The organism is Undibacterium sp. TC4M20W (assembly GCF_049340245.1).
Taxonomy (GTDB): Bacteria; Pseudomonadota; Gammaproteobacteria; order Burkholderiales; family Burkholderiaceae_D; genus Undibacterium.
In genome coordinates this window covers 89,567-116,071 of sequence record NZ_JBMPPI010000004.1, presented here as the reverse complement: position 1 = coordinate 116,071, position 26,505 = coordinate 89,567, and the positions used below count along the sequence as shown (strand labels likewise).

At 50.6% G+C, this 26,505-nt stretch carries 27 protein-coding genes; 7 read left to right on the top strand and 20 right to left on the bottom strand.

What is annotated here, in order from left to right:
- Position 1: 1 nt before the first annotated feature.
- The 9 genes from ACO0LL_RS06755 to ACO0LL_RS06715 all read right to left on the bottom strand — a co-directional run bounded on the left by ACO0LL_RS06755 (position 2) and on the right by ACO0LL_RS06715 (position 9,385).
- Positions 2–235: a helix-turn-helix domain-containing protein gene (locus ACO0LL_RS06755; protein WP_422950120.1), complete on the bottom strand. Its 234-nt coding sequence runs from the start codon at positions 233–235 to the stop codon at positions 2–4.
- A 7-nt stretch (positions 236–242) separates the two neighbouring features.
- On the bottom strand, positions 243–830 hold the full coding sequence (locus ACO0LL_RS06750; protein ID WP_422950119.1) for a hypothetical protein: 588 nt from the start codon (positions 828–830) through the stop codon (positions 243–245).
- A 179-nt stretch (positions 831–1,009) separates the two neighbouring features.
- Positions 1,010–3,409: a TonB-dependent receptor plug domain-containing protein gene (locus ACO0LL_RS06745; RefSeq protein WP_422950118.1), complete on the bottom strand. Its 2,400-nt coding sequence runs from the start codon at positions 3,407–3,409 to the stop codon at positions 1,010–1,012.
- A 147-nt stretch (positions 3,410–3,556) separates the two neighbouring features.
- A complete protein-coding gene (locus ACO0LL_RS06740) occupies positions 3,557–4,417 on the bottom strand; it encodes an STM4011 family radical SAM protein (protein ID WP_422950117.1) in 861 nt (286 codons plus the stop codon).
- The gene (locus ACO0LL_RS06735) at positions 4,414–5,754 is read right to left on the bottom strand and encodes an STM4012 family radical SAM protein (protein WP_422950116.1); all 1,341 of its coding nucleotides are present in this window, start codon (positions 5,752–5,754) and stop codon (positions 4,414–4,416) included. Before ACO0LL_RS06735 ends, ACO0LL_RS06740 begins: the two co-directional genes overlap by 4 nt.
- The gene (locus tag ACO0LL_RS06730) at positions 5,751–6,557 is read right to left on the bottom strand and encodes an STM4013/SEN3800 family hydrolase (protein WP_422950115.1); all 807 of its coding nucleotides are present in this window, start codon (positions 6,555–6,557) and stop codon (positions 5,751–5,753) included. Before ACO0LL_RS06730 ends, ACO0LL_RS06735 begins: the two co-directional genes overlap by 4 nt.
- Positions 6,545–7,210 (bottom strand): HAD family hydrolase, encoded by a 666-nt coding sequence (locus ACO0LL_RS06725; protein WP_422950114.1) that lies wholly within the window; start codon positions 7,208–7,210, stop codon positions 6,545–6,547. The genes ACO0LL_RS06730 and ACO0LL_RS06725 overlap by 13 nt, the downstream gene beginning before the upstream one ends.
- On the bottom strand, positions 7,203–8,312 hold the full coding sequence (locus ACO0LL_RS06720; RefSeq protein ID WP_422950113.1) for an STM4014 family protein: 1,110 nt from the start codon (positions 8,310–8,312) through the stop codon (positions 7,203–7,205). Before ACO0LL_RS06720 ends, ACO0LL_RS06725 begins: the two co-directional genes overlap by 8 nt.
- A gap of 5 nt (positions 8,313–8,317) precedes the next feature.
- Complete coding sequence (locus ACO0LL_RS06715; protein ID WP_422950112.1) at positions 8,318–9,385, bottom strand: STM4015 family protein; 1,068 nt, start codon at positions 9,383–9,385, stop codon at positions 8,318–8,320.
- A gap of 483 nt (positions 9,386–9,868) precedes the next feature.
- On the opposite strand from ACO0LL_RS06715, the gene ACO0LL_RS06710 reads away from it, so the two are divergent.
- Both ACO0LL_RS06710 and ACO0LL_RS06705 read left to right on the top strand, forming a co-directional pair.
- Positions 9,869–10,081, top strand: a complete 213-nt coding sequence (locus tag ACO0LL_RS06710; protein ID WP_162043691.1) for a cold-shock protein — start codon at positions 9,869–9,871, stop codon at positions 10,079–10,081.
- Positions 10,082–10,498: 417 nt separating this feature from the next.
- A complete protein-coding gene (locus ACO0LL_RS06705) occupies positions 10,499–10,630 on the top strand; it encodes a hypothetical protein (protein ID WP_422950111.1) in 132 nt (43 codons plus the stop codon).
- A 217-nt stretch (positions 10,631–10,847) separates the two neighbouring features.
- On the opposite strand, the gene ACO0LL_RS06700 is transcribed toward ACO0LL_RS06705, so the two are convergent.
- The 10 genes from ACO0LL_RS06700 to ACO0LL_RS06655 form a co-directional block, all read right to left on the bottom strand.
- A complete protein-coding gene (locus tag ACO0LL_RS06700) occupies positions 10,848–11,297 on the bottom strand; it encodes a TerB family tellurite resistance protein (protein WP_422950110.1) in 450 nt (149 codons plus the stop codon).
- A gap of 26 nt (positions 11,298–11,323) precedes the next feature.
- Positions 11,324–13,153 (bottom strand): ATP-binding protein, encoded by a 1,830-nt coding sequence (locus ACO0LL_RS06695; protein WP_422950109.1) that lies wholly within the window; start codon positions 13,151–13,153, stop codon positions 11,324–11,326.
- A gap of 74 nt (positions 13,154–13,227) precedes the next feature.
- On the bottom strand, positions 13,228–13,944 hold the full coding sequence (locus ACO0LL_RS06690; protein WP_422950108.1) for a PspA/IM30 family protein: 717 nt from the start codon (positions 13,942–13,944) through the stop codon (positions 13,228–13,230).
- 63 nt (positions 13,945–14,007) lie between these two features.
- Positions 14,008–14,865, bottom strand: coding sequence for a hypothetical protein (locus ACO0LL_RS06685; protein WP_422950107.1), 858 nt, complete (start codon positions 14,863–14,865; stop codon positions 14,008–14,010).
- A 33-nt stretch (positions 14,866–14,898) separates the two neighbouring features.
- On the bottom strand, positions 14,899–15,792 hold the full coding sequence (locus tag ACO0LL_RS06680) for a hypothetical protein (protein WP_422950106.1): 894 nt from the start codon (positions 15,790–15,792) through the stop codon (positions 14,899–14,901).
- A gap of 35 nt (positions 15,793–15,827) precedes the next feature.
- Positions 15,828–16,745 carry an ABC transporter ATP-binding protein gene (locus tag ACO0LL_RS06675; RefSeq protein WP_422950105.1) on the bottom strand — a complete coding sequence of 306 codons (918 nt, stop codon included), beginning with the start codon at positions 16,743–16,745 and terminating at the stop codon, positions 15,828–15,830.
- The gene (locus ACO0LL_RS06670; RefSeq protein WP_422950104.1) at positions 16,727–17,524 is read right to left on the bottom strand and encodes an ABC transporter permease; all 798 of its coding nucleotides are present in this window, start codon (positions 17,522–17,524) and stop codon (positions 16,727–16,729) included. Before ACO0LL_RS06670 ends, ACO0LL_RS06675 begins: the two co-directional genes overlap by 19 nt.
- Positions 17,525–17,529: 5 nt before the next feature.
- Complete coding sequence (locus ACO0LL_RS06665) at positions 17,530–19,227, bottom strand: OmpA family protein (RefSeq protein ID WP_422950103.1); 1,698 nt, start codon at positions 19,225–19,227, stop codon at positions 17,530–17,532.
- 70 nt (positions 19,228–19,297) lie between these two features.
- On the bottom strand, positions 19,298–20,032 hold the full coding sequence (locus ACO0LL_RS06660) for a hypothetical protein (protein WP_422950102.1): 735 nt from the start codon (positions 20,030–20,032) through the stop codon (positions 19,298–19,300).
- A gap of 239 nt (positions 20,033–20,271) precedes the next feature.
- Positions 20,272–20,814: a GNAT family N-acetyltransferase gene (locus tag ACO0LL_RS06655; RefSeq protein ID WP_422950101.1), complete on the bottom strand. Its 543-nt coding sequence runs from the start codon at positions 20,812–20,814 to the stop codon at positions 20,272–20,274.
- Positions 20,815–21,049: 235 nt separating this feature from the next.
- On the opposite strand from ACO0LL_RS06655, the gene ACO0LL_RS06650 reads away from it, so the two are divergent.
- Positions 21,050–21,508, top strand: coding sequence for a GyrI-like domain-containing protein (locus tag ACO0LL_RS06650; RefSeq protein WP_422950100.1), 459 nt, complete (start codon positions 21,050–21,052; stop codon positions 21,506–21,508).
- Between the two features lie 27 nt (positions 21,509–21,535).
- Positions 21,536–22,408, top strand: coding sequence for an AraC family transcriptional regulator (locus ACO0LL_RS06645; protein ID WP_422950099.1), 873 nt, complete (start codon positions 21,536–21,538; stop codon positions 22,406–22,408).
- On the opposite strand, the gene ACO0LL_RS06640 is transcribed toward ACO0LL_RS06645, so the two are convergent.
- Entirely contained in the window at positions 22,405–23,313 is a 909-nt protein-coding gene (locus ACO0LL_RS06640) for a LysR substrate-binding domain-containing protein (protein ID WP_422950098.1), read from the bottom strand. The genes ACO0LL_RS06645 and ACO0LL_RS06640 overlap by 4 nt on opposite strands.
- A gap of 143 nt (positions 23,314–23,456) precedes the next feature.
- Between ACO0LL_RS06640 and ACO0LL_RS06635 the strand changes: the two genes are divergently transcribed.
- From ACO0LL_RS06635 to ACO0LL_RS06625, 3 genes are all read left to right on the top strand, one after another.
- A complete protein-coding gene (locus ACO0LL_RS06635) occupies positions 23,457–24,113 on the top strand; it encodes a hydrolase (RefSeq protein ID WP_422950097.1) in 657 nt (218 codons plus the stop codon).
- A gap of 79 nt (positions 24,114–24,192) precedes the next feature.
- A complete protein-coding gene (locus tag ACO0LL_RS06630; RefSeq protein WP_422950096.1) occupies positions 24,193–26,070 on the top strand; it encodes an amidohydrolase in 1,878 nt (625 codons plus the stop codon).
- Positions 26,067–26,477 (top strand): hypothetical protein, encoded by a 411-nt coding sequence (locus tag ACO0LL_RS06625; protein ID WP_422950095.1) that lies wholly within the window; start codon positions 26,067–26,069, stop codon positions 26,475–26,477. Before ACO0LL_RS06630 ends, ACO0LL_RS06625 begins: the two co-directional genes overlap by 4 nt.
- Positions 26,478–26,505 lie beyond the last annotated feature (28 nt).

Sequence of the window (26,505 nt, the reverse complement as noted above, 5' to 3'; positions counted from 1 at the left end):
ATCAGATTTCTGTAGCAGGTAGATTGGGCTCATCTGGCGTATACGCCAGGATATCGCCAGGCTGGCATGCCAGCACTTCACAGATTTTTTCCAGAGTATCAAAGCGTATCGCCTTGGCTTTGCCAGTCTTTAATACGGACAGGTTTTGTGGTGTGATATCGACAAGTTCAGCCAGGGTATTCAAACGCATCTTGCGCTGGGCGAGAACGACATCCAGATTAACAGTAATAGGCATCGCGTCCTCAGATGGTCAGTTCAGCTTCTTCATTGAGGTCTACCCCAATTTCCAGCGACCACAGCAGCAACAGGCAAGCACACAACCAGATAATTTGATCGAATGTGTGCGCGAACAAAGGGCCAAAATGAGCTGTTGCCCCTTGCCATGGATAAAAATAACTCACAACAGTTGAAAACAATTTCACCAGAAACACGCTGGCAACAAATGCAAAGTTAATATTGAAGGCTCTTTTTGCATGAAAAACTGCCTTCCTGTTAAAAATTTCTCCCTCATAAAAACAAGTGAGTAACTGCTTGATATGCATGAGTAGCATTTCTATCATGCCAAAAAAAAGAATGGTGCCAAGTATGCCCAGCACTTTTAATTCAGCACTTAAGCCGTCCATTAACAGAGGGACGATTATGTTACCAACCACCGCAGCCTGCGCGAAATAAGCAGACACTGTCGTATCACCAGACTGCGCCATCACAATCTTGATGATGAGTGCAGCACCAGCAGCCGCGACGATGGCCATAGCGAGTAGTGTAAGAAAGAAAAAATATCTGCTCAACTTGCGAATATTGCTAATCCTGGCATGTTTCTGAACTTGCATTTTGAACTCCCAATTGAATTGATGATGTGAATTTTACGTTATAAATTTCGAAATGCAATATTTATTTATTGTTTATCGATAAATAAATGCCGAAATATAATAAATTACAAGAATCAGAGACAAAAGAAAAAGGGCTGCATAAAGCAGCCCTTAACAAAAAACCAGTTCAAATCACATCATTACCAGGCGTAGGCGGCCTTCGCATAGTAGTAACGACCATTGAAACCATAAGGCGAGAATGTGGAATAAGGCAGGGTTCCGCCAGAATTCAAATTACCTGCCGATGTCACCAGATCAGGATATTTGTCAGTCAGGTTATCGACACCGGCACTGATAGTCCATTTACCCAGTTTGACGCTGGCAGCCAGATCCAGCACTGTATTGGCACTGTAAGTCTGGTCCAGTGCGACGCTGTTTTGTGGTGAGACAAAACTACCGTAGCGGGTGGCCAGGCCATGGATATTCCAGTTGGCAAAGGCATAGTCAGCAGAGATGCTGAATTTGTCTTTTGGTGTCGCCTCAGTTGCGCGGTTGATGGTTTGCCTGTCTATCAGCAAGAGATTGTTTTGCGTCAGAATCGCCGGATTGGCAGCAACGTTTTTAACTGTCGTGTCATTGTGATTGTAGGCCACGGTAAAGCCCAGCTTGTCTGTGCCAGACAGCGGGATTTGATAAGAGCCAACGACATCCACACCACGGGTCTTGGTATCAAGCGCATTGGTGAAATAACGTGCCGCACCAACCAATACACCTTGCTGCGCCAATACACTTTGCAAAGAAGCAGGCAAGACCAGGTTACCGGAATACAGGATGCGCTTATCAATATCGATCTGGTAAGCATCTATGCTCAGTGTCGCATTCTTGCTTGGCTGCAGGACTGCACCCAGGCTGTAATTGCGTGATTTTTCGGCTTGCAGCGGTACTGCACCCAGTGCCCTGGCGGCAGCCGTGGAAACGCCAAATGTACCGGTATCCACCAGTTGCGATGTACCGTTGATGGTGAGCAGATTAGTCGTGGATATCGTGTAATTCTGTTGCGCCAGTGAAGGAGCACGGAAGCCATTTGATGCCGCAGCACGCAAGGCAAATTCTTTGGTGAATTCAAAACGACCAGACAATTTGCCAGAAGTGACACTGCCAAAATCACTGTAGTTTTCATGACGCAAAGCCAGCGATGCACTCAATTGCTTACTTAGTTCAGCTTCGATATTCGCATAGATGGATGCGCTGTGGCGGCTGAAGCTGCCTGCATTCGAAGGCTGGAAACCAGAGAAACCCTGGGCACCACTACCAAAATAAGAATTCGCTTCACCCGCACCAATTTCATACTGGTCGCGACGGTATTCTGCACCAACGGCCAGCGTCAATGGATTTGCCAGACCCGCAAATTCAAATTCTTTCGCTGCATCAAAGTTTGCCAGGGTCTGGGTATTTTTCAGTTTGCCTGCATAGAATTTTGTCGGGCTGGTGGCACCCAGGCTCAGGTTGACGGTATTGTTGACATCCAGGCTGAATTCGCTGGAACCATAATTGACACTGGCATCCCAGCGCCAGCCATCGGTACGTCCTTTGATACCACCGACGACAGACACGTCAGTATTCGTGCCCGCTTCATTCGGCAAGAAGCCATTTGGGTATAGCGGGGTGCGCAAAGTCGTGCCTGTGGTGTAGGCCGTGCGCCAGGTCGCGGCAGCATCTGTGCTGCGGCGGCTGTAGTTGGCAAAGCCATACAATTCCAAGTCTGTCGCCAGTGCCAGCGAGGCATTGGCACCCAGGTTAGTCTGTTGCAGTTTGGGGTCACCCTGTACCTGATTAACCCTGCCATACAGAGGTTCTAGCGGATTACGGAAATCAGCACCGGCGCGGTTGGTTTCATTCTGGTTGCGTTGTTCTGCGGTAAAACGTGCCCAGCCCTTGTCGCCCAGTGCCGTGCCAAAGTTGGCGCTCAAACTGGCTTGTGTGCCATCACGTTTACTGTATTGACCGCCACCAAACTGCACTTCGCCACCATTCGCCCCTTTTTTGAGGATGATGTTGATGACACCGGCAATCGCGTCTGAACCATATTGCGCTGCTGCGCCATCACGCAAGACTTCTATCTTTTCAATCGAACTGATAGGGATAGTATTCAAATCAGCAGGCGAAGAGCCGCGCCCTGCCGTGCCATTCACATTCACCACCGCCGAGGTATGCCAGCGCTTGCCATTCACCAGTACCAGGGTTTGGTCAGGCGACAGGCCGCGCAATTGCGCCGGGCGGCTGGCAGAAGTACCGTCTGCCACTGCAGGACGCGGGAAATTCAGGGAAGGCAACAAACGGCTCAACACCACTGCCAGTTCACCAGAGCCTGTGGATTGCAAATCTTTTGAAGTTAATATATCAACTGGAGCTTCAGAATCAGACACGGTACGTTTGATACTGCGTGTACCAGTCACGATCACGGTGTCGGATTGTGGCGGGATAATTTCTTGTGCCTGTGCGGACATCGCAGATAAGGCGGACATCAATGCTGTGACCAGTAATGCATTACGCCTTTTTGGCAACAATGAAGATGGTGAGGAATATAAAGTGGTACTCATGCGCGGTCTCTTTCTATGCTAATGAACTTTGGTTGAACCGATATTACTTCCTTGTGCATAGACGACAAACGATTGTTTTCAGCTTAAAGCATGAAAAAATCATATAAGAGAAAAACCACTTATTTCCTTTCTTTCTCCTCAATGCCTTCAGGCAAAACGCACAGGTATCCTTTCCAGCAGGCCGCTGCCATACACTTCTTGCGATTTCATGGAGTCAAGATGGATGTAGCCTATGTGGCAATGACAAGTCGCTTTGCTACAAGTTTCTTTCTTGAGCATGCTGGCCAGCGGGTCTGTAAAAATATTGCCTTTGCGGATCTTAATGAAGTGGCAGCGGAACAGGTCGCCATTGCCTTCTATGGAAACCACCTCACTGCCGGCCTTGCAGTCTTTACCCATGCTTTCATACCAGGGCAGGTTCAATCTGAACAGGTAATCGATGTCTTCCAGGAAAGCGATTTCTTCTTCCGAGTAGTAATCCACTTCACGCTTGTAGGCATTGATCCACATATACACATCTTGCGGCAGGCGCTGGCGCAGAGAAGCAATTTGCGGGAAGTGTTGTTTTAGTCCCACGACACCGACGCTATGGCGTATCTGCAAGGCAGCCAATTCACTGCATTTGCTGAGAAATTTTTCTTCGGCCACAAAGTCGGGATGGTAGGTAGTCCACAAAGCCGTGGTCTGAGTATTGCAACGCGACAGCCATTGCGTATTCCAGGCCAGATTGGTTTGCGCCGCCACCTTGCTCACGTGCGGCAGATGCGACAAACGTATCACTGCTTCCTGATACCATTTGCGCACCAGGGCTTCGCCGTAAGGAGTAATAAACACTTCCATAGGCTGGGCTGTGCTACTGTTTTGCTCTACCCAATCGACAAACCTGTCCAGATCTTTTTTATCCAGCGCCTGCAGTTCGCGGCTGTTTTTTTCTTTGGCAAAGGGGCAGTATTCGCAACTGTAATTGCAATCTGTCAGGTGACCACGATAAATAATTTTCAGGTTCATTTGCTGACGTACTCCTGCATCTTTTGTTTGACGGTTGGCGAGATAAACCAGTGACCGATGAGATCAGAATAAGCCATGCCCTCGTTTTGCAGTTGCATGCGACCGGCATTCTCTTGCGCCAGATTCATTTCCAGCAGAGTTCTTAATTCTGGAAAATCCACATGCACATCGGTACCATAAATGCCTTGGTAATGTGCAGCATCCAGCCCTTGTGCCTTCAATAAAGACTTGATCAGGTAACGCCGTTTCCTGTCATCCTCAGACAGGCGTATGCCATAATTTGCCGTCGTGAAGTCAGCACGTTCCTTCGCAACATAGTCATCGATGATCGCGGCCACGTTGGATTTGGATACGGCATATTCTGTCGAGTAATGCACATCTGTCGTGTAAGACCGCGCATTCGTACCCAAGCCTATCATGCCATCTTCCTGGCATGAATATTCTGAACTCTCACGCAAACCAGCTACCTGCTTGCGGAACAGGCGCATCGAATCCTGCGCGTAACCGTTGGCCTGCAAAAAGTCCCGGCCTAAGCGGTACAGCGTGCTGCGTATGTCTTGGTTTTGTATGCTGATATGCTTCTTGAATAGCGAAGTCAGGGGACGCACATACAAGGGGTACAGGAAGATTTCCGTCGGTTGAAACTGTATTGCTTTTTGCAGCGATGCGAGCCAGGTGTCCGCAGTTTGCCCAGGGATGCCATAAATCAGGTCCAGATTAAAAACCGGGAACTGGTAGCTGCTTATTTTTTCGAGCAGTGGCTCCATCACGGTTTCGGGCTGTACCCGGCCTACCGAACGCGCTTCGGATTCGATGAAACTTTGTATGCCTATACTCAGTCTTTGCACGCCATGTTGCGACAGAAAAGTCAGCTTTTCATCATTGATGGTATCAGGTGAAATCTCAAAGGAACCCGGTGTATCTTTCAAATCTACGCCCAGGGTATCGGTGTAAACAGAAAACAATTGCTCAAGTTGGTTAATGTCCAGATGACTGGGTGTACCACCACCGATGGCATAACCGGCAAAGTTGAAATCACCGAGGCTATCTCTTGCGACTTCAGCTTCCAGCTGTATTTTTTTAAGATACAGATTGATCAGATCTTCTTTTGGATGCGACACCGTAAACAAATTACAGAATGAGCATTTCATGCGGCAAAAAGGAATATGCGTGTAGAGATACAGTGCATGTTTTTTTTCTGCTGCCCAGAGGTCTTTCAAATCCAGTTTTTCTTCAAACGTCCTGTACGCAGTCTTGTGCGGGTATGAATACAGATAGCTTTGAAAACGATTGGTCTCTTCCAGATAACGGCGAAATGTATGAGCTATCTCTGTCATGTCAGGCTCCCGCGCGTCAAATGGAAATCTGCATAGGGGATAGTCCAGACCTTTTCATGCCCCAGCCTATGCCCGATATAACCGTCTTCACCGTAGGTTGTGCCGTGATCAGAACTGATAATCACGAAGGTATCACCCTTTTGATTCAGCGCCTGAAACAAGGGTGGCAACTGGCTGTCTATATAACGCAATGCCGCAGCATGACTAGCCAGAGTATCATCGTCGGCTCCTGGCAGGTAATGACAGTTGGGTTGATGTAGTGCAGATAAATTCATAAATAAAAAAACTTTTTGATCAGGTTTTTGTTCCAGCAACTCTATGGCAAATTCAACTTGGTGCCTAGTTGACTCTGTATCAGTCACACCAAACTCTGGCTGCCAGTAACTTTCCTGGAACAAATTGGGCAAGACACAGGACAAGGGATTTTGCTTCTTGAAAAAACCGACCCCGCCTATACAGATAGTACGGTAACCAATGTCAGCAAATCCGCTGACTATATCTGGCGTATCGAAACAATAACTGGATGTACCCGTGGTTTCACTGCCCGCGAACTTCAATGAAAATAAACGCTCATGCATACCCGGTCTGGCAGGTGTGGGGAGAAAACCAGCAAAAAAAGCACAGTGCGATGCGTAGGTAAAAGAGCCGGGCGCATGGCGCTCTTCCCAGCCTGCAGGCAATACGCTCGCAAGAAAAGGCGTGCGCCCTGCGGCAAGCTCTTGTTGTGCAATATCAAAGCGCAGGGTGTCCAGAATAATGAAGAGGACATTGCTCTTGCCCACTATCTGGTTCATATCATGCATGCCAGAGCCTCCTCAAGGTCATGGATACCTGATAACACATGGTCTGGTCTGACTGCCACGGTTTCGTTTTCAGGATTGATAAAAACTGTTTTCAATTGCATCGCCATAGCTGGCTGCATATCATTGATGTAGTCGTCCCCTATCATGACTATACTGGCGTGGTGACAATGGTTTAAAGCATGTGAAAACAAGCGCTGGTCAGGCTTGCTGTAACCGACTTCAGCAGAGATAAAGACATGCTCAAAATAATCGACAAGTTCTGCCTGCCGCAGCTTACGACGCTGCATGTGTGCAGAACCATTGGAGATAATCATGAGCTGATAATCTGCAGAAAGACGCTCCAGCATCTGCTTGAGCAGTCTGTCTGATTTCACAAAATCCGGCAGTGACATATGATCTTCCCACAAGCTTTCTGCGGTGTAAGGAAGTCTTGGGAAACGCTGCAATACCTCATAACAAAAAAGTTTGCGGTCCTTTCTGCCATGACAGTCTAGCGTAATCATTTCATCATAGACTAAGGACATGTCCTCATCAAAAAATGCTGCTTGATTTCTGATGATGAAATTCAGTATGTAAGCATCAAAGGCCGCGTCCCTGTTCACCAAGGTATTGTCGATATCAAACAGCAGGCTGGCTTTGTTTGCCCTAAGCATAGGCCGGCCTCTGCCTTTTCAGCACTGCATTGATTTCTGCCAGATAAGTATTCTCGCCATTGTGCAGCAAGTTAGGCAGCAAATCGCCAAAGGCATTGGCTTCCAGCAGCACAGGTGATTTATCATTTCTGGGTAACAGGATATCCAGTCCGGCATATAGCGAGCGCGGAAATGCATGCATGGTTTTTTCTACCAGGGTATCGATCTCTTGCCAGGTCGATGAGGACAATTCCAGCTCATCGACAGCGCAGCGCTGGTTACCCAGATGCAGATTGGTCATGGGGCCACGACTGAGTCTGGCAATGGCATGCCGCCGCTGACCGGCTATACCTAGTACCCGCAAATCGTAAGAACTGTCCTCATGTTTGGCCTTGGGTATCCAGCTTTCTGCCATGGCACCCTGGGCGAACAAGAAATCGAGAATATTCTGTATCTTATTTCGCGCAGTATATTTTTTTATTTTCAGTGAATTGTAATAACGCTCGCCATCAATACCATGCACGATCTCTACAGTAGAGTAAGCCTGTTGTTTACCGTTTCTTTTATTGTACTCATAAGCGACGATGCCCGATGCAGAAGAGCTGGAATTCAGTTTGATAAAGAAGCGGCTGTATGCCTGCGTTTCTGCGTAAGCGAAAAATTCATCGTAGCTGGAAAATACTGGCAGACTGGGTAGCGTATGGTCAGCCAATATTTGCTTGCATAAGGGTTTGTTAAACATGCTGACGATATCGTCAGGGTGATTGAACCAGCTCACATTCCCGGCCTGCTGGAATATGGATGCCATCAATCTAGAGAACCCATGGAACCATATTCGCGGATGATAAATCCTGCCACGTTCATCTTCGAGTTCGTTGGCATTTTCCAGGCCACCGAGGGCGAGTATCTTCTTTTCTATGAAAAAATTTTCACCAGGCGACTCTATCCTTACCGTGTCGCCATCCCTGAGTACATCAGGCAGTTTGCACTCACCATTCAAAATGCTCAGGTAGGGGATGACCAGGGCAGTATCCTGCCCTGCTTGTTGCAATGCTTCCTGAAAAAAATGCACGCGGCGGTTTTCAGGATTGCCTATCAGTATAAAACGGGATTTCTGTTGCATCTGTCTTATTCTGTGACCGCTGGATAACGCCATTCATCTTCAGTGTCTTGCTGATCAGTGACATCAACCAGAATAGACAATTTCTTGAATTCCTTGATCATGTCATTTGACAGATAATGATAGTGCAGGTCCAGCTTTTTAAGTCCGGCTATCTTGCTGCTGTCCAGTAATGCGCGACCACCTTCATCGCTGAGTGTGCCCATGGACAGGTCCAGGGTTTCCAGTTGTTCCAGCACGGATGCTTGTGCTATCTCAGCTGCAATCTCATTGGCGATTTCGCTATCCACCAGGCCCAGGTGTTTCAGTTTGGGGAACAGGCCTTTTTGCATGAAAGGACGCAGATCATCAAGCTTGCCGTCAAAACCGTATTCATCAACACCGATATACAGTTGCAAGTATTCGAGATTGGGCAAATGGGCAGACGCAATTTTTTCTATGACCTCTTTGGGCAGGCCACCACATTCTATGGTCAGTGCTTTGAGATGCTCATGTTTTAGCGGCTGGGAAGACAAGACCAGGTCTTTGGAACCCTTGATGTGCAAGCGTTCCAGCGCGGGGAAGGCTGCAAAAAGTCGGGTGTAATCGGCCTGGGTGATCCAGGAGATTTCGCACTCTTCTGAATCCATGTCACCAACGAACAATTCTTTCAATTGCGGCAGTTTTCCTGGATTGGCGATCAGCAAGTCCAGGGATGCTTGCGGACCTTCTTCATATGCTTCTTCCCAGGCCGCTATTACCAGTGACTCAACATCTGTTGCCTGGCTACTGTCCAGAAAAGCCGTTACTTTTTCCAGCAAGGTCTTGCCCTCTTCTGCCTCATCGTAACTGACGCCTATACGTCGCGCTACTTTCTTGGCGCTGGCACCGTTTTTTTCTACATAGCCTTTCTTGGTTTTTTCACTGATCAGCTTTTCCATTTCTTTTTGTGCTTTTTCCGGGGTATCAAAGCTGCTGATTTTTTCCTGGCCTGCAGTACCTATCTTGCCGTACTTCACATTCAGGGTATTCGCTTCAATTTCAATCTGCCAAAACTTGTAAGACTTGGAATCCTGGTATTCAAAATAATGTTTCATTGCCTGACGCCTTTAAAATGTGCGGTTGGTCTTACGAAAGAATGATCAACAACTCATTTTTCGCGTTGGGGAACTGCAAAATATCTTGTCTTTCACACCAGATAATCGGGTTCACATTGCGCCTTGTCAAGCAAGAAAATCAATTGTTACATTGCATTTTTTCAGCATTTATTTTCCTGTGAAGATGAGTCAATTTCTGAGACACAAGCTCCTGCAGAGGCTGCTTTATTCGAGCTGTAGTGGCAAAGCAATTAGTTGCCGCTATTCACTGCCCATCAAAAATATTTTTAAAAAAAATTAGGCACTTTTAAAGTAAACGTGTATATTCCGTCCTGTACTTGCATCAAGTCCTTAATTTGTTGGTCCCAATTCCGCATAGCTTTATCTCTCTGGCTGTTCTGTCTTTTTTCCACTGGTTTTATCACTTGCTTACAAGTCCATATTGGGCGATTTTGCCTATGGTTTTATCAAAAGGAAAAAAACATGAGTACTCAAACAGGTATAGTTAAATGGTTCAACGATGCCAAAGGCTTCGGCTTTATCGCTCCTGATGCAGGTGGTGCAGATTTGTTCGCCCACTTCCAGGACATACAGTCCAGCGGCTTCAAAAGCCTGAGCGAAAACCAGCGTGTGTCTTTCGAGCGCACAGCCGGTCCTAAAGGCGACAAAGCCAGCAACATCCAGGTTCTGTCCTAATATCAGACCAAGGTCTTTATTGACCTTGTCGGGTGAATTCAATTTGCCCGGTCGCAGCGCTTTTGACTAATTTAGTAATACCGGCCAGTGACACCACGCAGATAGCATGGGTTACTGGGAATTAGTCAATCGCATGGCGACACCCTTCATCTGTCAGTGTTTATGTCTCGTACAAAATGCTGATGCGCAGAATGATACTTACCGGCTCTTGGTACCACGCAGATAGCATGGATCTAGAGAAAATGGTATTGTCGTTAAAGGATGCATAGTGCATCCTGTGCACAAGACCGCAGAGTAAGCTCAGCCTACTCCAAAGCGCCTTCATTCTCACCGGCTGGATTTGCATGTCTATGTATATGCGAACCGGGAAATGGTGTAGTGAAGTGTTGAAGGATCTCATTCGTGGTACATCCTGTCATGGACCGAACTATAGCGGACCAGCAGGAACAGGCAAACACCCCCACATTACACCGCGCAGATAGCACGGGTGATGCACCAATCAATGACACCACGCAGATAGCACGGGTTGTTGTCAGTTTGCCGGAATGAATGGAATGCCCACCTTTGGTGGGCTTTTTGCGTTTACGCCTATGCGTTTACTTCGGGTGTGAGCTCATACATCCAGACCTCAGTTTTGTGCATGGAGATGGGCTTCGATCAATTGAAGGCAATGAAATTGCTACGAATACCCATCACCATCCCAAGCTTTCCGTGGTGAGACTTTAAGCGCAGAATGCAACAGCAGACATGCGATATAGAAAAATAATCAGCCCAGTTCTTTTGCCACGACAGCCACTGATCCGGCATCTGGCAAATGCGATAGTTGTGCCAGCATGTGGTCTTTGATGGTTTCATTGATTTCATCAAAACGTCCCGGTGCCAGATTCAAAGCGGCAGCGATATCGCGCACGGCCTGTGTTTCTGCATCGCTGAATGTGCCATCGGCAAAGCCTGTCATGACGCTGAGTGCAACCACCATTTCACGTTCTTGCTCAGTTGCGAAATCGCTTGCTGCCAATTTGTAGGCGTCAGCAGCGGCCAGCAATTCATCAAAGGATGGATGGCTTGCAGTGCTGATGCTGCCTTCGTAAAAACTTTTGATCAAGGCAGATTCTGCGGGATGGATGTCATCTGTTTTTGCTACCTGTAACATGATTTTGCTGGCGGCGATAATGGCGCTATCACTCAGGGATTGCGGGGCAAAAAATGGAAACATGGTTTTCTCCTGGATATAGATAAAATTTAAATCGCATTGCGCAAGACTTGCAATTGCTGCTGCACTTCTTGCGGTGTCATATTCTTGAAGCGGTCTGGCAACATGGAGCGGCGTGAAGTTTCAAACACGGCCAGCATCTCCATGAAGGCGATCATTTGTGTTTCTTGCGGTGGCATGAAGTCGGCCACGGCCATCTCGAAAATTGCAGAAGTAATTTCACCATCACCACGTTTGGCGAACTCCAGTGCCAGCAGCGCTACCGCCTCCAGATCAGCATTTGAATAACCGCGCAAGACGTCAAACACCGGCAAGGTATTGGCCCAGTCTATCGAACACTTGACGTCATAACGGCTGAGTATGGCCTTGACGATGTCGGCGCGTTCAGTAGCAGTGTCGGCATAAAAGAAAGGGATTTTCCTGTCGAGACGGCCAGGGCGTTTGATGTCGGTATCAAGCTTGTCAGGGCGGTTGGTCATGAGGATGAACAAGACCTTGCCACGGTTCTCGGTATCGGACATGAACTCTTTAAGGCGGGCAATCACGCGTGAGCTGGTGCCGCCATCAGAGTCATCGCCCTGCTTGCCAAAGCTGCGGTCACCTTCATCAATGACCACGGCGATAGGGCCCATGGCCTTGACTGCGTTCAGCACACGCTCAAGATTGGCTTCTGTCGAACCTACCCATTTGGAGCGGAAATTCTTCAGGCTCACGCCTGACAATCCAGCCTCTTTCAAGAATGCCTTAATCACAAAGGTCTTGCCCGCCCCCATAGCACCAACTGCCAGCAAACCCATGGGTGATCTTGCCTTGTCGCCGGACTTAATGGCCTTGGCGATTTCCATTAACTCTGTCTTGATGTTCTCATTGCCACCAACTGCACTGAGATCATGCTTGGGTTCGATGAATTCGATGAGGCCAGCGCATTCTTTTTCTATCAGCTCACGCTTGCGCTTGCGTACTATTTCCATCATTTCGGAATAGGGGTCGACATCGACATCCACAGCCAGGGTCTTGCCCGGGTCTATCAGGTGGGCGATTTCTTCCGGTGTCATGCCAGCCGTGATGGCGGACAATTTTGCTGCCCGGTCTTCTGCATTGGCCTGGCCTTGCAAAAGACTTGCAATGAGCTTGGTTCGTTCTGCTTCACGCAAGCCTTGCGGGCCTTCTGCCGCAACAATGCTGCTCAGTTGTATCACGCGCAGACCCGCAGTTTGCTTGGCCAGCAATTTGACTTGCTGCTCTTCCATCTTAGGAGCGTAATGCCTGACTGCTATTTCACGTTCAGCTTCTTGCGGTATCGGCACTTCTACTGCCGCCACCTTGGGATTGGACATGATGGCCTGATTGATTTCGGCCAGTGACTCGCACAGCAGGATGACGACATTATCTTTTTGTGCCAGTGCATCATCGAGTGACCAGCGATGCAGGGTGGTAAAAGCAATGCGGTCTTCCAACGACATCATTTGCGGATCGCCATTCGGGAAGATCGTTCCTGCATAAGGGAAGATTACGGCATTCGACGCATGTTCACGCATGCGGCGTTCTACCGATTCAAAGATGCCAGGCAAACCCTTGTCAGCCAGATAGCCGTACAAGACTTCTTTCTCTTCTGTCGTTGCGCCTTGCAGAAAACGTACGCCGCGGTCAAGGCTGATTTCCATGATGCGGTTCTTGTTTTCCTTTAGCAGGACCTGAGACAAAAATTCAGACATGCCATGGGCCACGCTATCAACGAGGTAGCGGTCAAATACATTGCCATACAAGACGAAGACCGAGGCTTCGCCTGCCAGATATTTCTGTCTCAGCTGTTCTGCCCAGACGGGCAGCGTGCGCTTGCTAGTGCCAGTTTCGCTCATGGATGTCTGCTCTGTCTCTTTGCTTTAATTACTCACTGGTGACAACGGATGTTGACACGCCTTGCCAAAACCAATTACATGGTCTTGCCACCGCTGTTGGCCTCTGCCTGGCCAGCACGGGCTTTTTTCATGTCTTCGAGTTGCTGCTTGGCTGTCACTGCGCCGCTGCTCTGGCGCAGTTTTGCCAGACGCACGTCGAGATCAGAGCTGCGCAATTCCTGACCCAGATTGGCTTCAGCCACGGTGTTTTTGATATGGTCGCGCACATTGCTGAGCGCCTTGACTTCGGCATCGACAGACAGCCCTTCCAGCTGGTTCTGTATCGATACGCGTGCTTGTGCACTGTGCATCTGCGCCAGCATGCGGTCTTTTTCTGCCTTGAGTTTATCGATCTCACCTTTGACTTGCAGCAGTGAATCCTTGGCATCGTCGGCATCAGTCTGGGCGATTTTCATGTCATCCTGCAGAGCTGCTACGCTGGCATCGAGGGCATTTTTCTTTTGTATCAGTACGACTGCCAGATCGTCCTGGTTAGTGGCGATTGCACTTTCCAGATCAGCGGTGATGGATGCTAGTTCTGCTTGCTCCGCCTTCAGGCGCGCTTCTACATCCTGCCTGCGGCGTATGATGGCGGCAGTCGCGGCCTTGAGTTTGGTATATTTACTGATCATGGAATCGATGGAATTCTGGTAGGCGATTTCCGGGTGGCGTTTTTCCACATCGGTAATCCACAATGAGACGAAGCCTGACCAAAGATTGGATAAGCGGGCGATGAAATTGCTGTCAGACATGTTGATCCTCTTTTAGGTAAAATTGACCTGAATTGACTATAAATTGATCATGAGATGATCGTGTTATCGAACTATCGCTTCGAAGAAAGTTTTATGATGCCTGGCAAAAGTCTGGAAGCCATGATCCAGGCTGGCACGCATGGCTGCATGTTCTTTTTTGGGGCTATAAGTAAACGCCAGTTCTGCACCTTTGGTTGCCCATTCAAAATGGTCAGCCTCGGCTGCGCCGCCATGACCACTGTGTATCTGCAACCATTGATAACATGGATGGCTTTGACCGGCGATTTCCTGCTTGGCTTTTTTCAGGAAACGGGTCACTTCTTTTTGTTCCTTGCGCAGGTATTCATCTATCATCGAGAACTCGCGGTCAGCCAGAATTTCTGAGCCCAGATGGTAACCTATCGCTGCCATGATGGCGTCCCTGTTGTCTTCACTGCCATTGCCGTAACCCTGCGCAACCTTGGCATTCAGGGTCTTTAACCAGGCAGGTTCATTGAGCATTTTATTCAGTTCTGCGGTGGAGGCCGCATAGCCTTGCTGACGCGCATAACGCAGTAAGCCAGCCAGGGTTGCCTGCGCCAGGCAGCGGTGTGTATCGCGGTATTCTGTATCGCGGTCATCGAATTCATCACGCGCAGCATCAAAGAAAAAACTCGCGATAAAAACACTGCGGTCATTCAGCAAACGCTCGGCCACGGTTTGATCGACAAACATCGTGCGCGAACGGCCTATCTTGCCGGATAATGAAGCCACGCCAGAACCAAAGAAACCATTCCAGCTGGTATAACGGGCAAAGAAACGCAGCAAGCCTACCGCACCTTCTGCGCCAGCGAGATTCAGTGCATTTTTTACCCTAGCCTGTGCCAGCTCGAAATCTGCCAGCCCTTGCAAATCGTCCTGCGTGATGATGCTGTATTCCATGATCTTCGCTTTCCAGTGTTCACTGCATATTTTTTACTGCGTATTTTTTTGTGCCTGCGGCTGTACTTTTACCCCGGCTGCAACGCGGCTTTGCTTGCGATTTTCCAGCTCTTGCGAAATCACTGGCATAGTGTCGCGCAAGGCTCCTTCGAGTTCAGCTTCCAGGTCTTCTTCCAGCCCCAGCTTGGCTATCGATTCTGCGAGTTTGGAATCAACATCGGATGAAGTCGGTGCAGTCATGATGGTCTGGTAAATTTCATCCATCTGGTCGGGCATGGAAATGATGGCTGCTTCTATCGCCGCCTTGCGACTCAGCATGCGGCGCTGGCGTGTGATGAGCGAAAGATAATCATTGCGCGCTTTTTGCAATTGCAACTGATCCATGCCTGGCTTGATATCTGCCAGGTCCTGGTCTATGCGCTCCAGGCGCGTTTCCACTTCTTTCATATTGACGGAATTGGCACGCTCTTCTATGACCGTCAGGGCCAGCCACATGCTCAGGTAATCGAGGGTAGCATCATCGAGTTTTTCCACATCGTTCATGGACAGACTGGTGCGGCTGTCACTGGCATACTGGTAAAGGGAAGCAACATGCTGCAGCATGCGTTGATAGGCATCCATCGAGCCAAATACCTTGAAGGCGATGCCTTCACGCTTGTGGATTTCTTCCAGGAAGTGCTGTCTGGAAGCGGCCCTCTCCTGCTCGCGGTATTTTTTATCGACGGCAGCGCGGAAATTTTCTGAATACGGGATAAACATGGCGGCGATGGTTTCCCCGGCCACCAGGCCTATGAGCGGAATCAGCGCGGCATTGAAGCCGTAGGGTATGGATATCAAGACGCTGGCAGCGACCGTGCCCAGCACGGCAAACATATTGCCCTGGCTGTACAGCATTTCCTTCACATATGAAACTTGTTTGATCTGCACGTTTTTATTTCAATTCTTTATTTCAATTCGCTATTTCAAATGGTGACTCTGAGCGTACCGCGTCCGGGACTGAGTTTGTGGAGTTGCGTCAGTACACGTTCCTGCATGTTGACTGCTTCGGTAGAACGCTGCCATACGGCTGAACGCGGGCGGCTCTCGGTAATTTCAAAGTCGTCTGCAATCTTGGCGGGCTGGGTAGAAAGCACGATGACACGGTCACCCAGCAACAGGGCCTCAGTCACATCATGCGTGACGAAGACGATCAGGCAGGGGCTGGTCTTGTGCAGGGTAATCAGCAGTTGCTGCATTTCTTCACGGGTTTGTGCGTCGAGTGCGCCGAAAGGCTCGTCCATGAGCAGGATACGTGGTCGCAACACCAGCGCCCGCGCCAGTGCTACGCGCTGGTTTTGGCCGCCGGATAATTGTGCAGACGACAGGTTTTTTTTATCTGCCAGACCTACAGCTTCGAGCATGTCATCTACGCGTTTTTTCCATTCAGCTTCGGGGAATTTTTTCTTCCATAAACCGAGGCGAAACGGGAAAGCGACATTTTCATAGACTGTCAGGTCTGGTCGGTTGGCATAACGCTGGAACACCATGACGGCATCATCATGCGGGCCATCACAGACTTCGCCATTGATATGCACGGAGCCAGATGTCGGTGACTGCACACCAAAAGGACGCACGCCACCCATCATATGCAGCAAGGTGCTTTTGCCACAACCGGAGGGGCCCAGCAACATATTAATGGTGGGCTTGTCAAAAGACAGGCTGATACCATCGATCACGCGTGTCACAGGGCCATCGGCATTGGCATATTCCTGCACGATTTCATTGAGTTGCAGGCTGATGTCGGTGCTGGTCGTCATTGTGCTGGTCGTCATCGTGCTTGCCGGGCTGGTGTCTGCCATAGTATCAGTCTTGGTATCCATATTCACTGCGAAGTTTCCCATGGATAGAGTTTTCTTTTCAACAGGCGCATCAACTGGTAAGTCACCAGCGCCAGCGCGATGATGACGATGATGCCGGCAAACACCTGATCCATGGCGCTGAAGCGGCGCGCGTTCTGTATCAGCTGGCCCAGGCCTTCGCGGGCATTGACGTATTCAGCGACGGTAATATAAGTCCACATGACCGAAATACTGACAACAACAGCGTCAGCAATACGCGGCATGGCCATGGGCAATACGGCTTTTTGTATGCATTCCCACGGTGTGGCACCGAGGTCACGTGCGCTGATGTAATAGCTTTGCGGCACGGCCTGTATGGCATCGCGCACCATGGGCACCAGATACACTACCGCACCGATGAACAGGAAGGCGATCTTCATCACCTCGCCTATGCCCAGCCACATGACAAGGATGGGCAACAAGGCGACTACCGGTGCCGAACGGAAAGGGTCTATCAGCGGCGACAGCAAAGCATTCAAGCGCGGTGCTGCGCCCATCATGACACCCACTGGTATGCCGATGGCGATGACCAGCAGGCCAGCGGCAAATACCCGGCCCGCCGACCACAGGGTGGCATTGAACAACATGCTGTTACCCTCATTCCATGACAGGTAGAGCATGGCTTGAGCCACGGCCCAGGGTGACGGCAGCCTGGTCGGGCTGACCGCACCTGATGCTGCAAGCGCAGCCCACAGCACTATTACCGTGGCCACCGATGCTATGCCGAGCTGGCGTCGCAAGCCAGGCGACATGACGGCATAGGGATTCCAGAATGTCGTCATGATGCTTAACGTGCAAATACGCCGATGCGGGTAGTACGGTTCAGGCCACGGCAATCTTCCAGTGCCAGGCCATCCGCTGCCGGATTACTTTCATTGCACAGTGGTTTATCCGGGCCATTACCAACGATTTTGAAACGTGCTTTAGGGAATTCCCATTGCTCGTTCAGATACTTCACCACTGCCGCTGCACGGGCTTGCGACAGACGCAGGTTGGAGTCGCGCGCACCAACACCATCACTGTTACCGCTGACTTCAAAATAAGCGCTGCCATTGTTTTCTATGAAAGGCACCATCTCGGTATCAACGACGCGCTGGGCTTTCTTGGTCAGTTCAGCACTGCCGGTAGCAAAACCGACGGTGACTGGCTTGGTGACACTAGCTGCCTGTTGTGTAGCTGCTTTTTGTGCAGTTTCAGTAAATTGATATTGCGGTTTGGCTGCCGCTGTTTCCACTGCAGTATTCTTGGCCAGCATGGCCTTGATGAAGCGGTAATCAAAACTCTCTTGCGGATTGACGACTGGTGATTTTGGATTCGCCAATGCGCCTGCAGCACGGTAGATGCTATCAAAACGACGATATACGCGGTCATAGTGGTTAGTACCACCGACCAGGCCCAGGATACGGGCATTGTCTTCGAGGCCTGTCCATACCAGGTTGCTGAACAGGGACTTGATGAAAGGCTTGCCTTCCTGCTTGGCCAGCAGTTTGAAGAATTCTTCTGTATTCACCAGCGCATCGACGGCATTGTCAGGTTTTGCTCTTGCCTGTGTCACGCCTTCCATCCAGCCTTCCACAAATTTCTGGATGACCGGAATGTTTTCTTCTTTTGCCAGTACGCGGCTGTCACACACCATGATGTCAAAAATCAGGTTGGTGGCCGTCTTGGTGGAATATACGACATGACCACCTTTGACATTACGCAGGGCCAGTGACAGATCAGGATCCCACAGCGCAGCGGCATCGACATTGCCGGATTCCAAAGCAGCGCGCACACCCGCCGTGCCTTCATCAGCGTTGATGAAGACAAACTTGACGCTTTCTTTCTTGCGCGCCGTCATCGAAGAATTTTCTATCGCATCGATCAACATGCCGTGCGAAGGAGTGAACTGCAGTACCGCGACCGAATGGCCAGCCAGGTCTTCTACCGTGCGTATGCTACCGTCTTTGGCGATGACAGCATCTGCACCCTGGGTATTATCGACGACCATGACGGCACGCGCATCCAGACCAGCATTGCGCAGATTAGGTTGTTCCTGCGCCCATGAGTCAGAAGTACGCCATGCACATTGTGCTGCGCCTGATTCAAACACGGTTGCCAGCGCGGGGATGTCATCCTGGATGACGAATTGCATATTCACACCCTTGGCTGCATACACAGAATTGGGCTGGGTAGTCAGGCTGTTGCCATTGGCAACCAGCGCAGGCGCATAACCATGGAAGCTGACGATACTGACCTTCAGGGGATTGCCGCTGGAGCCGAGTGGCCCGCTGCCAGACACTGGCGCAGGAGCAGGTTTGCCAGAAGGCTTCACACCATTGGCTTTACTCGTTGCCGATGCACTGGCCGTCACTGTCGCGCCGGATTTTGCATCAGCCCGGTTGGCCCACCAGTCCTTGAGTGCCAGATTCCAGGCCGCAGAGCCTGCGGCTCCGAGGATAATCACTGCAATAAGTCCTTTAGCAAGAGGGCTAGCTGTAGCCATGGTCATTCCTTGATGATGTGTTGTTAGTCAGTGTGAGGTCGGTGTAAGTTCGGTCTGAATTGCTCTGACCTCAGTGTGAAAATTGCGCCGGGATCTCGCGCAATCTTTCTACTTCTGCCTGCAGGCGCTTCACTTCGCGCTCACAGTTTTCCATTGCAGATTTTTGTCCACCTTCCAGATTGGTGATCTGTTCTGCAGTTTTTTGTATCTCGCGTGCTAGCAGTCTTTCCATTTCAGCGATCTGCTTGCGTATTTCTGTGACGGCTCTTTCTTCTGCCGCTTTCAAATCAGCGACTTCGGTAATCACTTGCTGCTGGTTGGCAGTGAGCTGCGATTCAAGTGCTTTTTGATAGTCTTCCAGTGCGGCGATTTTTCTTTGGGCATCGATGATGGAATCATCGATAGTCCAGTTATCGTCCGCCGCATCCATGGCATGCACTGCTGCCTTGCGGGTGGCTTCGTCCATGGCGCGCAAACCGTCAAGCAACCTGAGCAGGCGTTCCGCCGGGAAAGGGGAATCGGGTATCTGGGCGCTTTTGAAGATATCTTCAAACGACTTGCCACCGGCGACATCAGCCGCCGCGTAGGCGATGGGTGGATTGATGGCTGGAGCCAAGGAAGTGCCAGCATCACTGGTGTTTGGCAATGGCGGCGGATTGGTACCCGCAGTTTCATCAGTAAATTCGCTGGCAGCCTGGTTTATCAGGAGTTCGTCGTCCGGCGCCACACCATGCAATTTCAATTTTTCTTCATCAGATAACTCGACCAGCTTGGCAGCAGCCAGAAACTTCAGGATACCTTTCACGCGAATTACCTCTTCAGAAAAATCTATGTGTGCAACAAGATACAACAGGCTGGCATAAATTGCCACTTTGATTGCATGTACCGGTCGCTTGAAAACCGGCTATTTGTCTCTGGGAGAACACAGTATCATCTGTCCATTGTGCGAGTAGTGCACCATGTATGGGATTGCACCGGAAATTCAATAGCTATTTCACAATATACTTTTCTTCAGGTCATTTTCATTTCCCACTGGCAAATAAGCTAAATCAGTTGCTTGCGCATGCGACTTAATGGTGCAACTATGCCGCCAGGCAAATCCAGATCGACGCGCTCAAATACAGTAAAACCACAAGCCAGATACAAGGGTTCACCCGGCATGGTGGCGGCCAGCTCCAATACTGTAAATCCCGCTGCCTGTGCCTGGGTGCTGCAGTGTTCGAGCAAAAGCCTGCCCAGGCCACGGCGCGCGGCCTTGGGTTCTACAAAAAAAGCCCGTATGCGTGCTGCATCGGTCGCTGGATCAAGTAAGTTATCCACCCCCTGCTTGGCCTGGTCACCACCAAACAGGGTCTTGCGCTTGCTCCAGCCACCGCAAGCCAGCATGCTGCCCTGCTCTTCGATGACAAAATAAGTCTGGTCATGGATGAGCTGGCTATCGACACCAAACACGTGTGTGAGCAAAGCCTGCGCCTGTTCAGAGGTATAAAAGCTGGCACTGAGTTGTATCGCAGAGCGGGCGATCAGGGCTTGCATAACAGCGATGTCAGCTTCCTTTGCGCAGCGTATCGTCATATTTTCATTCATCACTTTTTCCTTTCCCTTTCAGCGGTGCATATCCCTGACACCATAGTCATCAATGAACTATAAGTCCGCAAGATTTGTCAAATCCCTTCATGTTAAGGTGAGCACCTCGCTGACCAATGCCCTGCTTGATTATCTCAATGAGATACGCAAGGCAGTATCAGGAAGCTGAAAGACCATCATACGGCAATTCATCAAAAAACAAGATAGCTCAACAATTCAAGAACAGGATAAAACCATGCAAACAAAAATCGTGAAAATAGAAAGCTTCCAGGTCAGCGGCCTGCAAGTACGCACCCGCAATGCTGATGAAGCCGATAATGCTACTGGCAAGATAGGTCCTATGTGGGGGCAATTCTTTGCCAGAAATTTGCCCGAGACCTTGCCAGCGAAAACCGGTGACGGAAAAATCTATGGCGTGTATTCAAATTATGAAAGCGATGCGAATGGCTTGTTTAACGTAACAGCCGGTGTCGGCGTCATGGCAGCCTCAGCAGAGTTGGCCAATGTCAGCATCACTGCCGGTCGCTACATGGTATTCAATTGTGAAGGTGAAATGCCTGCTGCCATCATCAAAGGCTGGGGTGAGGTGTGGTCTTATTTTTCTGGTCAGGCAGAATACCAGCGCAGCTATCTGACTGACTTTGAAGAATATCAGGGGCCTGCACAAGCGGCGATCTACATCGGTATAAAATAAGCGCCACTTTATTATCATGAGGCCAGCATGTCCGCATTGTCCACCAATCCCGCCCTGCAAGTCAGTTATGAACGCCGCCTTTCCCGCGTCACTAATTACCTGCATGCGCATCTGGATGAAGACCTGGATTTGAACAAGCTGGCCGACATCGCCTGCATGTCGCCCTACCATTGGCACCGCATCTATCGCGCCATTCATGGCGAGAGTGTGGTGGCGACAGTCAAGCGCCTGCGCTTGCAAAGAGCAGCGACCCTGCTGGCACGCAGCGATATGACGATAGATAAAATCGCAGAATTTTCTGGCTACCCCAACCTGCAGTCTTTCACCCGTATTTTTGCATCTGTGTATGGGCAACCACCGGCGCGTTACCGCAAGGAGGGTAGCCACCAGCAAATCCCATTGCCAGATGAACTCAGTGCCGACCTGCACTTCCCGGTCAGCATCACCAGCATAGCCCCGGTGCAATTGCTGAGCATAGACAATACCGGCAGTTATATGAGCATCAGCAAGACTTTTGATATCCTGAATGGCTGTGCCGCCTCACGACAATTATTTAGGGAAGATACCCGCTGGTTCGGTATTTACTATGACGATGCAATGACGGTGGATGAAGACAAGCTGCGCTCAAAAGCCTGCATCAGCGCGCCTCAGCCTTTGCCGGAACAGGCATTGCAAGAACCCCTGTCTTTGACGGAGCTGCGCGGTGGCAAATATGCCGTGCTGACTTATAAGGGCCCTTATTCTGACATGCAGCCGGTTTATCGCTGGTTCTTTGGTGTTTGGCTGCCAGCATCTGGTGAAGAGATAGACGATGCGCCGCCGTTTGAAGAATACCTGAACAACCCGCGCGATGCCGCACCCGCAGATCTACTGACAAATATCTACATGCCCTTGCGCTAAACGAATGGAGAAAGCGCTTCATCATTGAATTCCCTGACCAGGAAATCAATGAAAGCCCTGGCCGCCATGGGCAACCTGCTGGACGGCACGTACAAGGCATACAGGCTGATCAGCGGCGCCTCCTGCCATTCACCGAGTATCTGGACCAGCTCACCCCGTGCCACCCATTGTTGGGTGATGAAATCCGGCTGCAAGACTATGCCCAGACCATCTGCCGCTGCCTGCGCCAGCATCTCGCCATTATTCGAACACAGGGCACCGCCTACGCGCACGCGTTTTTCACTACGGCCATCGCTGAGCAGCCATTCCGCCCCGGTCAGGTTGTGCCCATAATTCAGGCACCTGTGCTGGGCCAGGTGTGCTGGCTCTCCGGGTATGCCATGCTGCTCCAGATAAGCTGGGCTGGCATACAACGACCGTTTGACGGCACAGATGCGGCGTGCTGCCAGGTTGGAATCACTCACATGGGCGATGCGCAGGCTAAGGTCAAAACCCATTTCTATGGGATTGAGCATGCGGTCGTTCAGGTCCATGCGCAATTCAACACGTGGATGCTGTTTCAAAAACTGACTCATGCGCGGTGCCAGCATGATGGTGCCAAAACTCATGGGGGCATTCACCACCAGCTTGCCAACAGCCTGGGTACGTCTTTCAGTCAGAGCCAGGCTTACTTCATCTGACAGTGCCAGGATAGAGCGCACGTATTCATGCAGCTCTGCACCTGCACTGGTCAATGACAAAGCGCGGCTGGTACGGTTCAGGAGCTTGACATTATAGGTTTCTTCTAGCGAGGCCACCAGCTTGCTGACCTGCGAGCGCGTGACATCCATTTCACGCGCAGCCGCAGCAAAACTACCATGCTGCCAGGAGAGGGCAAAAGCGCGAAAGGCATCGAGTCTGTCCATGCAATGTTTCCAATCTGGATACTTAATGAAGACATTTTACTATCTAGTGCGCATTATGGAAACAATCTACAGTACACATGTCTGGACGCCAATTGTTAAAACCTAATTTAAAACCTGCCTTTCAAACCGATGGAGCACCTATCATGAGCAACCCAAAACTTGATTTACTGACAGCCGCCAACCACAGCCTGATCCTGATTGATCATCAGCCACAAATGACCTTCGGCGTTGCCAGCGGCATAGACCGCCAACTGCTGAAAAACAATGTGATAGGCCTGGCCAAGTCTGCCAAGGTATTCCAGGTACCGACCGTACTGACTTCAGTAGAGACTGCCGGTTTCTCCGGCGAAATCTGGCCTGAACTGCTGGCCGAGCTGCCAGACAACAAGATTTTTGAACGTACCTCGATGAATACCTGGGATGATGAAGCAGTCAAAGCCGAGTTGAAAAAGTTTGGCCGCAAAAAACTGGTGTTTGCCGCATTGTGGACCGAAGTCTGCCTGACCTTCCCGGTATTGGAAGCCATGCGCGATGGTTATGAAGTGTATTTCGTTGAAGATGCCTCTGGTGGCACCTCAGCCGCAGCCCATAACATGGCCTTGCAACGCATGATACAGGCAGGTGCGGTGCCCATGACCTGGCAGCAATACCTGCTGGAACTGCAACGCGACTGGGCTAAAAAGGATACCTACGAAGGCACGACAGGCGTGGTGGTTGAGCATAGTGGCGCTTACGGTTCTGGCATAGATTATGCAATCACCCATGTACACAAAATGGCTGCACGCAAAGTCACGCATTGAATCACAATGAGCGACAATCAGTAACAATGAGTGGCTGCAAAAATGCAGCCTGTGATCCATCTTACCTCTATCTGACATCATGATCGCTATCGCCGACACACTGTACCTGAATGGCCGTTTCACTACCCTGGACAAACAAAACCCTCAGGCAAATGCGGTAGCGATTGCTGATGGCAAATTCATCGCCGTCGGCGATGCCACAGAAGTGCGCCGTCACATGGGCGCGCACACCAACGTCATTGACCTCAAAGGCCGCGCCGCCATTCCCGGCTTGCACGACAGCCACACCCATCTGATAAGGGCAGGCTTGAACTACACCATGGAATTGCGCTGGGATGGCGTGCCCTCCCTGGCAGACGCCATGCGCATGCTGAAAGAGCAGGTTGCCCGTACCCCGGCGCCACAATGGGTGCGCGTGGTCGGTGGCTTCACTGAGCATCAGTTTGCAGAAAAAAGGCTGCCAACGCTGGCAGAAATCAATGCTGCCGCACCTGATACGCCTGTGTTTATCCTGCACCTGTATGACCGTGCGCTGCTCAATGGTGCAGCCCTGCGTGCAGTTGGCTATACCAAAGACACACCGAGTCCGCCAGGTGGTGAAATCGAACGCGACAAACAGGGCAACCCGACCGGGCTGCTGCTGGCCAAACCAAACGCCATGATCCTGTATGCAACGCTGGCAAAAGGACCCAAACTGGACCCGGATGCGCAAGAGATTTCTACCCGGCTGTTCATGCGCGAGTTGAACCGGCTCGGCATTACCTCGGTCATTGATGCGGGTGGCGGTTTTCAAAATTACCCGGATGACTACCGCATCATAGAAAAACTGCAGAAGGCAGACGAGCTGACCGTGCGCATCGCCTACAACCTGTTTACTCAGAGACCGAAGCAGGAAGTAGAAGATTTCCAGACCTGGAGTGATTTGCTGCCACCCCTGTCTGGCGATGCGATGTACCGTCACAATGGTGCGGGTGAGATGCTGATATTTTCAGCAGCTGATTTTGAAGATTTTCGTGAGCCACGCCCGACACCGGTCGATAGCATGGAAGATGAGCTTGAGCGCGTAGTACGCCTGCTGGTAGAAAAACGCTGGCCTTTCCGCCTGCATGCGACCTATGACGAAACCATCAGCCGGGCACTGGATACTTTTGAAAAGGTGAACCGTGATATTCCATTCAATAATCTGCACTGGTTCTTTGACCATGCAGAAACCATCAGTCCACAAAACATAGACCGTGTCAGGGCCTTGGGTGGCGGTATCGCGATACAGCACCGCATGGCCTATCAGGGTGAATATTTCATAGAGCGCTATGGTAGCGAGAAGGCAGCGCACTCACCACCGGTGCGGCGCATGCTTGATGCCGGCATTCCAGTCGGCGGCGGTACTGATGCCACCCGCGTTGCCAGTTACAACCCCTGGGTCAGCCTGGCATGGATGATCACTGGCAGGACCGTCGGTGGTACTAATCTGTATCAGTCAGATAATCTGCTGGACCGGGAAACCGCCTTGCGCCTGTGGACCACAGGCAGTGCCTGGTTTGCCAATGCGGATGGCAGACAGGGGCAGATCAAGGCCGGACAACTGGCGGACTTCATCGTGCCATCAGCCGATCTGTTTGCAATTCCTGAAATGGACATCGCCAGCCTGGTGTCGCACCTGACCGTCGTAGGCGGCAAGGTCGTGCATGGTGACGACGTGTTTTCTGACCTGGCTCCACCGATGCCACGGGCAGCCAATGACTGGGCACCGACCAATGTCTTTGGTGGCTACTGGCGCGAACCGCTGGTGCAAAAAAACAAAGCTGGTCATCTGCAAAAACCTGTCCAGCATGCCAGTTGCTGTGCGAAACCCTGCCAGGTTCATGGGCATGGCCATACGTCCAGCTGGCTCAATCCCGTGCCGGTATCGGATGAAAAAAGTTTTTGGGGCGCACTGGGTTGTGGGTGCTGGCTATGACACTGCCCTCTTCGATGCAGACACTGGCCCTGGCTATGCTGGCCAGTGTGTTTGCCTGGAGTGCCGCTGACAAATTGTTGCACTGGCAAGACGGGCTTGCTGAAGTCCGTGCACAACTGCCTTTTGCTCCTGTGATTTTATTATACGGCACCGTGTTCTTGCAGACTGCTGGCAGTTTGTGCCTGCTAGCAGCAGCCTTCTTTCCCGAGCAACCCCTGCTGCGTTATCTGGGCGGCTGGTCAGCGCTTGCCCTGGCTGGTTTCACCTGTATGGCAACGCTGCTGTTTCATGCCTTCTGGAGAGAAAAAAATGCTCGGGATATGCGACGCATGCTGACTGTGTTTCTGGAACACCTTGCTTTGGCAGGTGGCCTGTTTCTGGCAGCCACGCTCTTGCTAAGCTCGTGAGTCACCCTATTGAAAATGGACAATAAAT

Bases quoted from the DNA above. Each gene is read 5' to 3' on its own strand.
- ACO0LL_RS06755 (WP_422950120.1), bottom strand. From the start codon at position 235: ATGCCTATTACTGTTAATCTGGATGTCGTTCTCGCCCAGCGCAAGATG.
- ACO0LL_RS06750 (WP_422950119.1), bottom strand. From the start codon at position 830: ATGCAAGTTCAGAAACATGCCAGGATTAGCAATATTCGCAAGTTGAGC.
- ACO0LL_RS06745 (WP_422950118.1), bottom strand. From the start codon at position 3,409: ATGAGTACCACTTTATATTCCTCACCATCTTCATTGTTGCCAAAAAGG.
- ACO0LL_RS06740 (WP_422950117.1), bottom strand. From the start codon at position 4,417: ATGAACCTGAAAATTATTTATCGTGGTCACCTGACAGATTGCAATTAC.
- ACO0LL_RS06735 (WP_422950116.1), bottom strand. From the start codon at position 5,754: ATGACAGAGATAGCTCATACATTTCGCCGTTATCTGGAAGAGACCAAT.
- ACO0LL_RS06730 (WP_422950115.1), bottom strand. From the start codon at position 6,557: ATGCATGATATGAACCAGATAGTGGGCAAGAGCAATGTCCTCTTCATT.
- ACO0LL_RS06725 (WP_422950114.1), bottom strand. From the start codon at position 7,210: ATGCTTAGGGCAAACAAAGCCAGCCTGCTGTTTGATATCGACAATACC.
- ACO0LL_RS06720 (WP_422950113.1), bottom strand. From the start codon at position 8,312: ATGCAACAGAAATCCCGTTTTATACTGATAGGCAATCCTGAAAACCGC.
- ACO0LL_RS06715 (WP_422950112.1), bottom strand. From the start codon at position 9,385: ATGAAACATTATTTTGAATACCAGGATTCCAAGTCTTACAAGTTTTGG.
- ACO0LL_RS06710 (WP_162043691.1), top strand. From the start codon at position 9,869: ATGAGTACTCAAACAGGTATAGTTAAATGGTTCAACGATGCCAAAGGC.
- ACO0LL_RS06705 (WP_422950111.1), top strand. From the start codon at position 10,499: ATGGACCGAACTATAGCGGACCAGCAGGAACAGGCAAACACCCCCACA.
- ACO0LL_RS06700 (WP_422950110.1), bottom strand. From the start codon at position 11,297: ATGTTTCCATTTTTTGCCCCGCAATCCCTGAGTGATAGCGCCATTATC.
- ACO0LL_RS06695 (WP_422950109.1), bottom strand. From the start codon at position 13,153: ATGAGCGAAACTGGCACTAGCAAGCGCACGCTGCCCGTCTGGGCAGAA.
- ACO0LL_RS06690 (WP_422950108.1), bottom strand. From the start codon at position 13,944: ATGTCTGACAGCAATTTCATCGCCCGCTTATCCAATCTTTGGTCAGGC.
- ACO0LL_RS06685 (WP_422950107.1), bottom strand. From the start codon at position 14,865: ATGGAATACAGCATCATCACGCAGGACGATTTGCAAGGGCTGGCAGAT.
- ACO0LL_RS06675 (WP_422950105.1), bottom strand. From the start codon at position 16,745: ATGGGAAACTTCGCAGTGAATATGGATACCAAGACTGATACTATGGCA.
- ACO0LL_RS06670 (WP_422950104.1), bottom strand. From the start codon at position 17,524: ATGACGACATTCTGGAATCCCTATGCCGTCATGTCGCCTGGCTTGCGA.
- ACO0LL_RS06665 (WP_422950103.1), bottom strand. From the start codon at position 19,227: ATGGCTACAGCTAGCCCTCTTGCTAAAGGACTTATTGCAGTGATTATC.
- ACO0LL_RS06655 (WP_422950101.1), bottom strand. From the start codon at position 20,814: ATGAATGAAAATATGACGATACGCTGCGCAAAGGAAGCTGACATCGCT.
- ACO0LL_RS06650 (WP_422950100.1), top strand. From the start codon at position 21,050: ATGCAAACAAAAATCGTGAAAATAGAAAGCTTCCAGGTCAGCGGCCTG.
- ACO0LL_RS06645 (WP_422950099.1), top strand. From the start codon at position 21,536: ATGTCCGCATTGTCCACCAATCCCGCCCTGCAAGTCAGTTATGAACGC.
- ACO0LL_RS06640 (WP_422950098.1), bottom strand. From the start codon at position 23,313: ATGGACAGACTCGATGCCTTTCGCGCTTTTGCCCTCTCCTGGCAGCAT.
- ACO0LL_RS06635 (WP_422950097.1), top strand. From the start codon at position 23,457: ATGAGCAACCCAAAACTTGATTTACTGACAGCCGCCAACCACAGCCTG.
- ACO0LL_RS06630 (WP_422950096.1), top strand. From the start codon at position 24,193: ATGATCGCTATCGCCGACACACTGTACCTGAATGGCCGTTTCACTACC.
- ACO0LL_RS06625 (WP_422950095.1), top strand. From the start codon at position 26,067: ATGACACTGCCCTCTTCGATGCAGACACTGGCCCTGGCTATGCTGGCC.